Raw genomic sequence first — 12,654 nt, 5'->3', positions numbered from 1 at the left:
AACCGGTGGAAGTACCGGCGGAACTTGCGGTGACCCTCGGTCCCGCTTTTGAGATCACTATCAAGGAAGAGGAGTAAATGCCTTCCATTCATGACTCCTACCTTGGGCTTGCGCCCGAGGCTACGTATGGCACGGCTGTTGCCCCGACTCGCTTCCTTGAGATGCTGAGTGAGGGCCTGGCAGGCAAGTATGAGCGCATCGAGTCTGAGGCTCACAGGGCCGGTCAGCGTGTGCTCCACATGGACCGATTCCAGCCGAACCCAAAGGGTGCGGAAGGTGACATCAAACTTGAAGTGATGGACAGCGGCTTTGGCCTGTTGTTCGCTCACGCGCTTGGTGCCACTGCCGCTGGTGCTCCCTCGGGTGGCTTTACCACTCACACGTCTACCGTTGGTGACCTCAAGGGCAAGGCCCTGACGGTTCAGGTAGGCCGGGTTGCTGTCGGTGGTGTCCTCCACCCCTTCACGTACGAGGGTGGCAAGGTCAAGGGTTGGGAGCTTTCTAACCAGGTGGACGGCATCCTACAGATGTCGCTTGACCTTGACTTTGAGAAAGAGACGATCGGCGCAGGCGCCGGGGCGTACGCGGCTGCAACTCCCACGTATGGCACCGATGGCCAACTGTTCACGTTCGTTGGCGGTTCGGTTCAGGTGGCCGGCGCACCGTTCGGTGTCTCGGATATCTCCTTCAAGGGTGAGAACAACTTGAAGGCTGACCGGTGGCTTTCGACCGGTAAGCAGGAACCCCTTGAAGAGGGTATGCGTGAGTACACCTTTGAGCTTAAGGGCGAGTTTGAGGACCTGGTGCACGCTCAGCGTGTAGCGGCAAGCCTTGCGTCTAACAACGTTGCGGCTATCTCGGCTTCTTGGGCTTCCCCTCAGGGTGGACTCCTCACCGTGACCATTCCTGTCGGCCGGTTTGATGAGGACCCTCTCAACTTCGATGGTGCCAAGCTCATTGAGCAGAGCATCAAGGGCAAGGTTCTTTGGGACGGCACTACGTCCCCGATTTCGGTTGCCTACAAGTCTAAGGATGTGGCTCCGTAAGTGGGAACCACGGTCAGCTATAGCAAGTCTGGCCGGTCCACCTCCACCACAACGCTAACCGGTAACCGGATTCGGATTGAGGGTCTGAAGGACTTTCACCGGGCGTTGAAGACTGTTGAGGGCGATTTCCCTAAACAGTTGCGCCAAGCCAACTTTGACCTAGCCAACGAAGTTGTGTCGCGCTCTAAGATGCGCGCTTCTTTAGAACGTGGTGTAGCCCGGAGGGCCGCTAACTCCCTCCGGGCCTACCGGTCCGCCAATCAGTCAATCGTCATGGGCGGTGGACCTCGGGCCCCCTACTTCTTTGGTGCCGAGTTTGGCGCGAAGCAATACGGCCAGTTCCAAACATGGCGAGGCAATCAGTGGGGAGGTTGGGACGGAGGTCCCGGCTACTTCCTTCATCCGACTTTGCGCCAAGACGGGCGCGCTCTTATTGACGCTTACATGGAGACGCTTATGGAGCTGTCCCGGCAAGCGTTCCCTGACTAACTAAGGAGGCCTCCCGTGGAGACCCTTGATATCAACCTTGATCCCGATGACCTGACCCTTGGAGACCTTGAGGACTTTGAGGAGTTCGTTGGTAAGCCGATTGATGATGTCGTGAGGCCGGTTCCGGTACTTGACGACGAAGGTAACCGAGTCTTTGACGCCAAGGGCCGACCCGAGATGACCACCAAGATTCCCGCTAAGGGAATCATCTGCCTCGTGTGGCTGGTGAAGCGGAAGTCTGATCCTTCCTTCACTCTCGCTGACGCTCGGAAGGTTCGCGTCACTGCTCTAGTTCTGGGCAAGTCCCCTGAGGCTGACTCGGGAAAAAGCTAGAGCGGCTTAAGGATCGGGCCGCCTTTTGCCGCTTCTACTCCCTGAGTCCTGACCAGGTTAGAAGCTTCACGATCCTCGAATATCGCGCCTTCTCCGCCTACATGAGGGAGTACATGGAAGCTAGGAGCAAGTCCGGTGTCTGATGTCCGCAAGTTGAAGGTTGTTGTTGCGGGTGACTCCCGAGATGCGCAAGCGGCCTTCCGAGATGTTCGGAAGGGACTCGACGAAACTCGAAAGTCTGCGGAGAGTTCTTCGGGAGCTTGGGAAGGTTTCGCAGACACTCTCGTAGGTTTCGGGGCCATGGCCGCAGGTGGGCTGGCACTTGCCGGAGCGGGCATCGCGACGCTTGGCATCACCACCGCTGCCAACTTTGAGCAGATGGAGGTGTCGTTCACGACCCTCCTCAAGTCCAACGCGCGGGCTAAAGAGGAGATGGCGTGGCTCAAGGAGAAGGCAGCCGCCACCCCGTTTGAGCTAGCCGACTTGGCTCAGGCTGACCGAACCCTCCTGGGGTTCGGCTTCAAGGTTGACCAGACTCGCAAGAACTTCCTCATGAGCATGGGCGAGATTGCTGCGGCTGTCGGTGTCCCTTCTGCGCGGCTTCCTGATCTGGCCCGCATCTTCGGTCAGGTCCATGCGGCCGGCGCAGTGGGCATGGACGACATCAACCAGTTGATTGACGCTGGTGTGCCGATTTGGGACATGCTCACGGCTGCCACCGGTAAGAGTGTGAAGGTTCTCCGTAAGGAGATTGAGGCTCGCAAGCTTTCTTCGGACACCTTCGAGAAGGCTACGCAGACTTACACGAAGAACAACTTTGCCGGTGCGATGGATAAGCAGTCCCAAACCCTGACCGGTCTTTGGTCAGCGTTGAAGGACAACGTCTCGATGGCTGCGGCTGAGATGGTCAAGCCGTTGATTCCGCTTATCAAGAAGTGGATGCCCAAGTTTGCGGAGTGGGCGAAGACTGCGGGGCAGTGGGTCAACGCTGACCTAGTTCCGGCAGTCAAGAGCTTTGTTGATTGGGTAAAGAAGGTTGTCGGCTTTATCCGTGAGTGGTCGGCTGTCTTTGAGCCGCTAGGCGTTTACTTCGGTGTCATCGTTGGTGCGATCATCGCGCTAGTTCTAGCGATGAAGGCATGGGCGGTCATTCAGGGCATCATTAACGTGTTGCTCTCCCTGAACCCCATTGGCCTAATCATTATCGCCATCGTGGCTCTGATTGCCGCAATCGTCTACCTGTGGAAGAACAACGAAGGTTTCCGCAACTTCATCACGGCATGTTGGGAAGCGATCAAAAACGCTTTCATGTTTGTGGTCGATTTCGTCGTGGCCTATTTCAAATTCATGTGGTCAATGATGGTCACTATTTGGACCGGAATCTTTGACGCGATCATTTGGGTTTGGAATCTGATCGTTTCCGCAGTGACGTTTTACATCAACATGGTGTGGACCGTTATCACAACTGTGGTAGGCGCGATCAAAACAGCCTGGAATTTTGTTTGGAATGCGGTCGTCACGTCCTTTAAATTCTACTGGAATTTGATCAAGACGACAGTTTCAACCGTCATTAACTGGATTAAGAACTTCATCTCCACGACAATGACGAACATCAAAAACGGCTGGTCAATCGCCTGGAATTTCGTGAAGACGAAGGTTTCCGAGGTTTGGAATGGCATCCGTACGGCGGTCACTAACGGCGTGAATACCGTGATGGGCTTTGTCAACGGAATCAAGGGGAAAATCCTCGGGGTCTTCTCGGGTGCCAAGGATTGGCTCTACAACGCTGGTAAGGCCATCATTGACGGTTTGCTCCGGGCGATTCAGAACGGCTTTAACAAGGTCAAGGAAAAGCTCAAGAGCCTAACCAACATGCTGCCCTCATGGAAGGGCCCGCTTGATAAGGACAAGGTTCTTCTCAAGCCTGCCGGTGAGGCAATCATGGGCTCCCTCGTGACGGGTTTCGACTCCGGTACGCCGCTGGTCAAGAAGTCCCTCAACGGGCTCACCGATGACATCGGTTTGGCCGGCGGAAGCCTCGCCGCTGTACGCGGTGGCTCTGGTGGCGGAGGCGGTTTAAACGTCACGGTCCACGTTGCCGGTTCCGTGATCACGGAGAAGGAACTAGGCCGTTCGGTGGCAACAGTAGTGCGAGACGAAATCTCGCGTATCGGTAGGCGTAATGGGGGGAGGACCGGCCTGTGAGTATCACTCGGGATGTCCGGGTGGAGCTGGGTACGGAGAACAACGCGACGGATGAGCTTGTGGTGTGGGACGACATCACCTCATCCGTTCTTTCTGTGTCGGCTAAGCGGGGACGCTCGTACGAGCTTGACCGGGTTGAATCCGGTACCGCCTCCATTACCCTTGACAACGCGGATGGCGCATGGACGCCAGGCCGTGAGTACGTGCGTTGGCTTGACGAGAGGTTCACCGGGGTTGGGGCCCCGGTCTCTAATCCTGCGGGTGGCAGCGTTACCCAAAGCACGGGTAGCGGGCAGTGGGTAGCTCAGAACCGGTCTAACACTGGTGTGACCGCTACGGCAATCGACGGAGGGGGCCTCAGCGTTGGGGCCACCTCCACCCCGTTGTCTCCCGCGTTCTATGACACGTTTGATCGGACAACGTCGGGTGGCTGGGGCAGCCCAACTATCGGCACAGGTTCATGGAACGTCGTTACTGCCAACGCGGCTAACTTCTCCACTCTGAGCGCTGACGGTGCGGGCCGTGTAAACCTCACCGGGCTGAATGCTCCACACCTGGTGCGCTCTACCCGCACGTTTGAAGATCCCTCCATCCGTACGACGATCCGTCTCCCGGTTGTGCCTACCGGCACGAACGCAAACGTCTCTTACGGCGTACTCAACAGCATTGTTGACGGTAACAACTACTACGCAGCACTTGTGTACTTCTTCAGTGACGGAACTGTCCGTCTCATGATCGTGAAGTGCATAGCCGGTTCGTTTCAGACTGTCGCAACTCTGCGCACCGTGATTACCGGCTATTCCCCCGGCCTCTTCCATGTTGCCTTCAATAAGTCAGGCTTTGAGCTGAGCGCGAAGGTTTGGGCTGACGGAACCTCTGAGCCTGAGTGGCAGGCGGTAGCGGATGACACCGAGTACACCGACCCCGGCTATATCGGGTACCGGTTCCGGCTGTCGCCGGAGGTGACTAACACCCTGCCAGTCATGGTGGCAGTTGATGAGTTGAACGTCAGGGATTGGGACGACTCGGGCATGGTCACGCTCGGGTATGACAAGCCGCTACCGCAATGGGAAGGCACTCACGTTGTCGCCAAGGTCCGGGCCACCGGTGCGGGGGCCACGTGGGTTGATTGCTTCTCGGAGGATCTGAGCGCGGCCGGCGCATCCCTTGGTGAGATGTATACAGATGGCAAGGTGGTCCAGTCCAATGGAGAATGGGTAATCGTCCGTGGAGACGTTTACATGCTTGCCGATGATCCGAGCTACGCCCGTACTCGGTTGGGTGTTCGCGCCTTCCAGGATGGCGCAAACCGCAACAGCCCCATAACCCTTGACGTTGCATGGATCGGGTTTGAGGACACGAACTATTGGGCTCGTGGCACCAAGCCACGTAAGCCTATCCGCGTGTACTCCGTTCTCGATGACAACTGGGTGCATCCCGATTGCGTCAACCCTGAAACAGCGGACATCGTTAGTCCCCGGTTCCACAACCGGCCTGTTGACTTTGATGATGACCAGTATGAACCGGTTGTCACTGTTGTTGACCATCCTGGTTACGGCAAGGCGTTCAAAATCAAAGACAACTCACAGGGCGACAACGCGGAAACGCTTTTTGTCGCTGGCCTCCGGGGCAACGCTGACGTTGTCCAGGTGTGGCCGGGAGATGTCGTCACCGTTGATGCTGACGTTTGCCCGATCGATGTCACGGATTACGTGGAGACGTGTCTCCTGTATGAGCCTGACTTTGGCACTGAAGAGGTTCTGTTCGGGAACACCATCACAACCAATGGTGTGATGGGGCATTCTCAGGTGGAGTTTGAGGTTCCCGAGGCTGGCAAGGTCCGTGCGGCAATCTTCGTCACGGGCATTGGCGGGTATCCGGATGAGTCAACGGCCCTGCTGTCCAAGCTCAAGATGCGGATTAACGGTGTGGGTACGCCAACCCCCAACCCTGACGGTTCGGGCATGTATCCGCTCTTTAGGGGGTTCGTTGAGCGGTGGACCGCGCGAACCGCCGGCCACCTGTCAATCACGGAGGCTACGTGCGTTGACCCTATGGCTATCGCCAGTACGCCTATCGAGTCGTATTACCGCAACAGTATGCGGAACTACAACCCCGATCCGTTCTTCACTCAGAACTCCCTGAGCTACTGGCCGTGTTCTGAGTCGGAGGATGCGAGCGAGACTCAGCCGCTCTTGAGGGACATCACGGATTGGCCTCTGGTCATCCGGAATGCTCCTGCCGGAGAGGCCAAGTTCAGCAGCGACAAGACGATGGTCCACGCTGACGGTTCCACTAACGGTGGCTTCACCGTGTCGGGTGCGGATCACACTGAGGGTGGCGTTCTGAGCCTCAGCCATTACGGCTTCCCGGCTATCACCACCCTGAGGGACAAGACATCCACGGGCTTTTGGTGGAAGGGCGAATGGCCCGCGACCGGTACGACTACCCCGTTGTTTGGTGCGTACAACTCCAACGGTGACCCACTGCTGACCATCTCAATGAATGACCTCGGTCGGCTTGTGGTGTTCGCCAAGGGTGGCGGTTCGGGTGTCCCTGACATGAACTACACGGGGAGTACGGCCGTAAACCCCGGTCAGCCTAACTTCATTGGCGTCAACTACGGGATTGAGCTATCCCCAATCGGGACGCATCTTACCGTTCACCTAAACGGTATGGCGTTCGTTGGCGGGACCTCAACGGGTTTCGTCAACCGCCTTCCGTCCCCGGCCTTCATTCAGTGGGGCGGGCGATTGCTGCCCACGGGAACGAACACGTTCACGCATGGTGTCTACAACCACATTCACTGGCAGCACGTTGACAACGTCATCCCGGAAATCAACTTCCGGGCGGAGAACTTTGGTGACGAGCACCATGTCTATGAGGCTCAACCGCTGCCGCGTTTTGAGTATCTGGAAAACCTTGGGCACATTGACTTGGTTCTGAGTCAAATCGGTTGGTCGGGGTCCAGGAGGATTGACCCCGGCATGTCGGAGCTGTTGTCGCCCCGGTGGGACAATGACGCTCAGGCATACGACGTGTTGACTGAGGCTGCGGAATCCGCCGGTGGCATGTTCTTTGCCGGGCCCTCCGGTGAAGCGGTCTATCACAACCGGGCGCGGCGTGTAAACGCCCCGGTGAGGTGGACACTCAATGAGTGGATGTCGGGACTCACCTTCGAGTCCGATGATGCGCGAATCTTCAACAACATTACCGCCGAGCGGTCTACTGGCATGAAGCGAACGGCCAGAGATCAAGCGTCTGTTGATGAGCATGGGTCTAAGGGCCTCACGGTGAAGCGCAACGTTGCTTCGCCCTCTGAGTTGGCGGATGCGGCTAGTTGGTTGCTCCACCGGTATAAGGAGACTAGTCCCCGGTGTGAGGAACTGAGCGTTGACGCTACGTCGCTTGCTGACGCGCGTACGGTCGCCCTGGCGCACGGTGCTGACGTATCCCAAAGGCTGAGGTTCACTGACCTCTCGCCCACGGCCCCGAGTGATGAACTTGATTTCTTCATTGAGGGAATCAGCACATCGGTTAAGCGGGACGGTTCCGTGTGGACGTGGGAGACGACGCTCCAAGTGTCGGACGCTTCCGACTCTGAGGCGTGGGTCCTAGAGGACTCCCTTACGGGTGTTCTCGATGATGAGTCCTGCGCTCTCGCTTACTAATCTTTCCGACTTGAAGGGGCCCCTACGGGGGTCCCTTTTCTATGCCCAATGGGGGTCTATCGATGGCAATTCCTGACCTTGCCGGGTTCTCCGCTGGTGAGATTGTCACCGGAGCCAAGCTCACTGAACACACCAAGACAGCCTTTGAAGAGTCTGTTTTCTATAAGCCGATTTGCCGTATCAAGCAATCAAGCAACCAGACGCTAGGCACTAGCGGCCAGACGTTTACCGCTGTGCTGAACGTTGTCATGGAAGACACAGACGGCATGGCTGATACGGCCAATAACCGGATCGTGATCAAGACGGATGGCGTCTACCGGATCACTCAGAATGCGGCGTGGGCTCAGCACGCGACCGGTTACCGGCACGCGGAAACCCGTAAGAACGGTACCGCCATTCTCGCTACAACCTTGCCGTCAGCAGGGGCCGTTTCGACGCGCGCTAGCGCTTCCGAATTCGTTCGGCTTGCGGCGGGTGACCTGCTCACTCTGATCATTCAGCACACCGCCGGTGTCTCCATCACTACGGATGTCGCCGCTTCAGGTGTCGCCCTGTCTGCCGAGTGGATCAGTAAGTGACGGGGATGGAAATTGCTGCCCTCATTTGGGGCAGTGTCGCGACTATCGGCGCAGTAAGCGCAGCATTCGTCAAGTGGCGTGCCACCTCCGATGAGACAACTTCCGCGCTATGGCGCGATGAGGCAGCGGCTTGGAAGGCCAAGGCGGAACGCCTTGAGGCTGCCCTAAACACCCTGGAAAAGCGCGTTGATGCGCTTGAGTCTGAAAACAAGATCCTCCGGAGTATGCACGACACCCGAGAGGAATTGGCCGCTATGCGGACAGCTATGGCGGATGGGTTCTCTTCCCTCCGCGAAATCATGTCGATTGAAGGGAAGTAATGGCTACCCCTACCCCTAACCCAAGTCCGGCCTACATCACCAATGAGATGTGGGCGGCGTGGCTCGCCTTCAAGGCTATGGAGCCTAAGGCCACCCTTTCTGGCATCTACGCAAACAAAAAGGGATACCACAATACGCGCAAGGCTAACCGGGCGAACTGGCCCGGCAACTACTCGTACGCTCAGTTTGCGGCTGACCAGTCGGGCCCGGATGACAAGGCTGCGGCTTTCGACTTCAGCTTGCCTCCGGCGGAAATGGTCAAGTATTCCGGCCGTCTGCTGCGTGCCGGCCAGGACCCGAACGATGAGCGCACTAACTACTTCCGCGAGTTCTACGGCCAGGCCGATGCGGACAGTGCCGTTGAGGGTTGGGACTTTGCGCGGAATGCTGCGGCTACCTCGGACAGCTCCCACCTGTGGCACATCCATATCAGTGTTCACCGGATGTACGTCAACAGCGCTAAGGCCATGCGTGCCCTGCTGTCCATCCTGCGGGGGGAGAGTGTCGTTGTGTGGCGCGCGGCTGAGGCTGCGCTTGCGGGTCCTGTCCCGCCCAAGCCGAGTAAGCCTGCCCCTCCGTGGAAGCCTCCGGCAACCGTCAAGAAGGGCGCGAAGGGCGCGCTTGTCCGGACGCTTCAGACCCGCCTGAACGTCTTTGGTCACAAGCTCCGGGTAGATGGCGACTTCGGGAACCTGACTCAGATTGCAGTCAAGCGATTCCAGAAGGCTAAGAAGCTGACCGTTGACGGAATCGTAGGCCCCAAGACTTGGGCCAAGCTTTACAACCGATAAGGAGCATGTGTTGAAGTTCGTTACATTCCTGAAGGACAACCCCGTTGTCCTCATGGACCTGGTTAAGGCTGTGCTTGCCCTGGTGGTGGTGTTCGGTCTTCCGATCCCTCCGGGCCTTGATGTCGCCGTGGCCGGCGCAATCGTCGCGGCCCTGACCGTGGTTACCCGGTCGCTGGTCATGCCGGTAGGCAAGGCTGAGGGTGCCATCCGTGAAGCCCTCAACACCCCGGTCCCGGCTGAGGGTGAGTCGTTCGATGAGATCCTGTCGGAGCTTGACGCTCCGGAGGATGCCCCGGAGGAGGACGCTACGGCGGAGCTGCCCCCGGTGGTGCCGACCGCGTGAGGGTCTTGAGGTTCAGTGCCGAGTGGTGCCAGCCGTGTAAACGGCTTGGCCCCCTCATGGACGCTGTGGCAGACAGGGCCGGTGTCCCCGTGGACCTGGTGGACGTTGACGCGTCCCCGGAGGTGGCCCGGCACTACATGGTGAAGGCTGTACCTACCGTGATCCTGGTGAGGGATGGCGAGACGGTATGGCGTGGGAGCGGCGCGTCAGCGCTGCCGGGTTTGCAGACGGCCCTAGACAGTCTGTGAGCAACAAAAGAGGCCCGGCCTACCGTGAGGTAGGACCGGGCCCTTTCTTTGTTTCTAGCGAACCCTCAGGGCCTCCGCTCGGGCCTCCTTGAAGGACTCAACGTAAGCCTTCTCCTCCGGGCTGCCCTTGACGTACCCGCCAAGCCAAAGCACGGTGTCAAGCTGAGTGTAGAGGTTCGCCATGCTGGCACCCCGGATGCGGGCAGTCTCGGGGTTGACGGGAGCGAACGGGAAAGTGTTCACGGTGGGGTCCTTTTTTTAGGAGGGTCTTTTCTTACATTACAAACATTAGCTTCGTCGGGAAGCTTTGTCAAGTGGGGAGGGGCCCCGGAGGGCCCCTCATTTTCAAGCGATTGCGGTCCGCCCGGCCTCGGTGATCTGAACCCGGTAGTAGCAGGCGTTGCCACCCTTGCCCTTAATCGGGGCCTCGCACTTCTCAGCCCAGTAGCCGTGAGCGTCGCACCCGGCACAGTTGTCAACCTTCTGGAGAAGGCCCATCCGAACCAGGGCCGGAGTGCTGTTGCAGTAGAAGCCCTTCTGACCGGCGTAGCCGTTCATGACTCCACCGTTGGCGGCAACGGCGGTCAGGGTCTTGATCTGAGCGGTGGAGAGCTTCACTGTTTTCCCCTTTGTTTCGTTCCTTGCTGACATTACAAATCATAGCATGGCGTTTAAACGTTCGCAACCCCAATCCGGGAAGGGCGCCCATGTGTATGCATCTATTCCGGATAGCGCTTTCCCAACTTGTTTCCCCTGGCAAAAGAAAGAGGGCCCCCGGAGGGGCCCTCTAGTCTCACCAGCCGTGCGGGCGCGGCGGCTCCGGGTTGGCTGCAATCCACGCCGCGTTAGCGGCCTTAAACTCCGGGGTGGAGTAGTACTCACAAACCACCATCGGCCGTGGCAGCACGGGCCCAAAGTGAGCGTCCCGAACCTTGCAGGTCCACTCGGAGTGAGCGGAACGCCAAGCGCTGTGAGCCTCCCGTACCGCGTTCTCGCGCGCCTTGTCGGCACGCTTGGCCTCAGTCCGAATCTCGGTGGCCTTCCGGCCGGCGCGCTTGGCAGCGCACGACACACCCGCGAAAACCTCACCCTCGGAGTTGCCGTCCGAGTCCACCAGCATGAGCCGCACCGTGCCCTTAAGCTCGGGCTTCCCGCAAATCTCGCAGGTAGTTACGTCATCGGTCATGCCCATTGCGACATAGGTAACCGTGTAGGTGTCCACTGTTGCTCCCCTGTTTAGTTCTCAATCCTTGCTGACAAGAGAACAGTAGCACGTTACAAACATAAGCTTCAAGTGGGTAGGGCGTTTAAACGAAAAAGAAGAGGGGCCCCGTAGGGCCCCCCTCTTTTAGTTCAACCAGACATCCGAGATGCCACAAGCGGTGCAGATGAACCACGTTACGTGATCCTCGGGCCATGCACCCCGCACGATGAGGTGAATGGGCATCCACTCCGGGCAACCCTCCGCCCCGCAAACTACCTTCTCTCGCTTGATGTCAAAGTACCCGGCTACTACCGCATACTTCGCGTGTCCAAGCTCAAGCCCGGTGTTTGTTGCTACCTCGGAGAGGTAGCGGGGGACATCGGCTACATGCCTGTCGGACATTCGGGGTTCCTTCCCCTTACGCCCTGCTATTGAGTTTTCAATTCGTTAGCAGGGCTTCCCTTGCTGACGTTACAAATATTAGCATGAAGGTTTAAACGGCGTCAACTCGGGGGGCAGGGTAAAAGAAGAGGGGCCCCGGAGGGCCCCTGCTAGTCGTACGACTTACCGAACCATTCTCGCCACTCAGGCTGTTCTAGTGGCACGTCAAACACTAGGACGTGTCCGGCACGTTCGGGGTAGGTGTGCCTAGCCACCTCAACGGCGTGACCGTTGACCACCTGAGCGCGCCACGTGTCCAGGAGGGGCGAACCCTCCTCTACGTCCATCAACACGGCCTCATGTGGCCGGGCCCGCTTGAGACTGGCCTCAATGTGCACCGATGACACGTCATAGCCAAGGTGCCGGAGCATCGCGATAGTGCCACCAGGCCACGGCGGTTCGTTCTCATCGGTGAGGACTGTCCCGCCGAACTGCTCCATACTCACGTATGACCAGGCCACCCGCATGACCACTCCGTCAATGCTGTGTATCCACCGACGTTCGCACACGTCGGCACCCTCGGGCACCCGGAGGGCAACGGCAATCCGTGGGGTTGCGGGCTTGATCGTGTAAACGCGTTGGAGCTGTGGACTGAACACCGCCCACGGAACCCCGTGCTCAGCCTCAAACCGGCTGTCAACGTCTGGTTGATAGTTCCGCTTGCCGGAGGCGTACCGGGTGTTCTGAGACACCCTGACGGGGCGGACCCACCAGGGGCGGCCACGCTCGCTCAGTAGTAGGCCCTCAGCCTTGAGGAAGTTGAGGGCAGTCTTGACCGTGTGCTTGCTTACCCCGTAGCGCGCAACGAAGTCAGCCTCGCTCGGGAGGCTCTGTCCGCCGGCCAACTCACCTGAGGTGTGAGCTTCCACCCCAGGACCGGACACCGGGGTTCTCACGCTGCGAGGGCGTGGTCGTGACGATACCCGAGGCGGACCTCGGTGGGTGTGCGGTATCCGAGGGTGGAATGTAGACGGTTGGCGTTGTA

General features: G+C 58.5%; 13 protein-coding genes. 9 read left to right on the top strand and 4 right to left on the bottom strand.

Annotated features, from left to right (window positions below; translation table 11 throughout):
• Positions 1-77 precede the first annotated feature (77 nt).
• From FLL47_RS14905 to FLL47_RS45165, 9 genes are all read left to right on the top strand, one after another.
• Positions 78-1,046 carry a phage tail tube protein gene (locus FLL47_RS14905; protein WP_144121126.1) on the top strand — a complete coding sequence of 323 codons (969 nt, stop codon included), beginning with the start codon at positions 78-80 and terminating at the stop codon, positions 1,044-1,046.
• 504 nt (positions 1,047-1,550) lie between these two features.
• A complete protein-coding gene (locus tag FLL47_RS14900; protein WP_144121125.1) occupies positions 1,551-1,868 on the top strand; it encodes a hypothetical protein in 318 nt (105 codons plus the stop codon).
• Positions 1,869-2,003: 135 nt separating this feature from the next.
• On the top strand, positions 2,004-4,073 hold the full coding sequence (locus tag FLL47_RS14895; RefSeq protein WP_144121124.1) for a tape measure protein: 2,070 nt from the start codon (positions 2,004-2,006) through the stop codon (positions 4,071-4,073).
• Positions 4,070-7,744: a hypothetical protein gene (locus tag FLL47_RS14890; protein WP_186315742.1), complete on the top strand. Its 3,675-nt coding sequence runs from the start codon at positions 4,070-4,072 to the stop codon at positions 7,742-7,744. Before FLL47_RS14895 ends, FLL47_RS14890 begins: the two co-directional genes overlap by 4 nt.
• 62 nt (positions 7,745-7,806) lie before the next feature.
• Positions 7,807-8,322: a hypothetical protein gene (locus FLL47_RS14885; RefSeq protein WP_144121122.1), complete on the top strand. Its 516-nt coding sequence runs from the start codon at positions 7,807-7,809 to the stop codon at positions 8,320-8,322.
• On the top strand, positions 8,319-8,642 hold the full coding sequence (locus FLL47_RS14880; protein WP_144121121.1) for a hypothetical protein: 324 nt from the start codon (positions 8,319-8,321) through the stop codon (positions 8,640-8,642). The genes FLL47_RS14885 and FLL47_RS14880 overlap by 4 nt, the downstream gene beginning before the upstream one ends.
• Positions 8,642-9,433, top strand: coding sequence for a peptidoglycan-binding domain-containing protein (locus FLL47_RS44050; protein WP_144121120.1), 792 nt, complete (start codon positions 8,642-8,644; stop codon positions 9,431-9,433). Before FLL47_RS14880 ends, FLL47_RS44050 begins: the two co-directional genes overlap by 1 nt.
• Before the next feature lie 10 nt (positions 9,434-9,443).
• Positions 9,444-9,776, top strand: coding sequence for a hypothetical protein (locus tag FLL47_RS14870; RefSeq protein WP_144121119.1), 333 nt, complete (start codon positions 9,444-9,446; stop codon positions 9,774-9,776).
• On the top strand, positions 9,773-10,024 hold the full coding sequence (locus FLL47_RS45165) for a thioredoxin family protein (protein WP_144121118.1): 252 nt from the start codon (positions 9,773-9,775) through the stop codon (positions 10,022-10,024). The genes FLL47_RS14870 and FLL47_RS45165 overlap by 4 nt, the downstream gene beginning before the upstream one ends.
• Positions 10,025-10,078: 54 nt before the next feature.
• On the opposite strand, the gene FLL47_RS14860 is transcribed toward FLL47_RS45165, so the two are convergent.
• From FLL47_RS14860 to FLL47_RS14845, 4 genes are all read right to left on the bottom strand, one after another.
• Positions 10,079-10,267: a hypothetical protein gene (locus tag FLL47_RS14860; RefSeq protein WP_144121117.1), complete on the bottom strand. Its 189-nt coding sequence runs from the start codon at positions 10,265-10,267 to the stop codon at positions 10,079-10,081.
• Between the two features lie 102 nt (positions 10,268-10,369).
• Entirely contained in the window at positions 10,370-10,642 is a 273-nt protein-coding gene (locus FLL47_RS14855) for a hypothetical protein (RefSeq protein ID WP_144121116.1), read from the bottom strand.
• A 175-nt stretch (positions 10,643-10,817) separates the two neighbouring features.
• Positions 10,818-11,246, bottom strand: coding sequence for a hypothetical protein (locus FLL47_RS14850; protein WP_144121115.1), 429 nt, complete (start codon positions 11,244-11,246; stop codon positions 10,818-10,820).
• A gap of 533 nt (positions 11,247-11,779) precedes the next feature.
• The gene (locus FLL47_RS14845; RefSeq protein ID WP_186315741.1) at positions 11,780-12,538 is read right to left on the bottom strand and encodes a GntR family transcriptional regulator; all 759 of its coding nucleotides are present in this window, start codon (positions 12,536-12,538) and stop codon (positions 11,780-11,782) included.
• Positions 12,539-12,654 lie beyond the last annotated feature (116 nt).

The sequence above is a fragment of the Catellatospora sichuanensis genome, from assembly GCF_007483665.1.
Taxonomy (GTDB): Bacteria; Actinomycetota; Actinomycetes; order Mycobacteriales; family Micromonosporaceae; genus Catellatospora; species Catellatospora sichuanensis.
The sequence above is the reverse complement of the archived record's forward strand: the minus strand, read 5'-3'. Positions and strand labels throughout refer to the sequence as shown.

Bases quoted from the DNA above. Each gene is read 5' to 3' on its own strand.
- FLL47_RS14905 (WP_144121126.1), top strand. From the start codon at position 78: ATGCCTTCCATTCATGACTCCTACCTTGGGCTTGCGCCCGAGGCTACG.
- FLL47_RS14885 (WP_144121122.1), top strand. From the start codon at position 7,807: ATGGCAATTCCTGACCTTGCCGGGTTCTCCGCTGGTGAGATTGTCACC.
- FLL47_RS44050 (WP_144121120.1), top strand. From the start codon at position 8,642: ATGGCTACCCCTACCCCTAACCCAAGTCCGGCCTACATCACCAATGAG.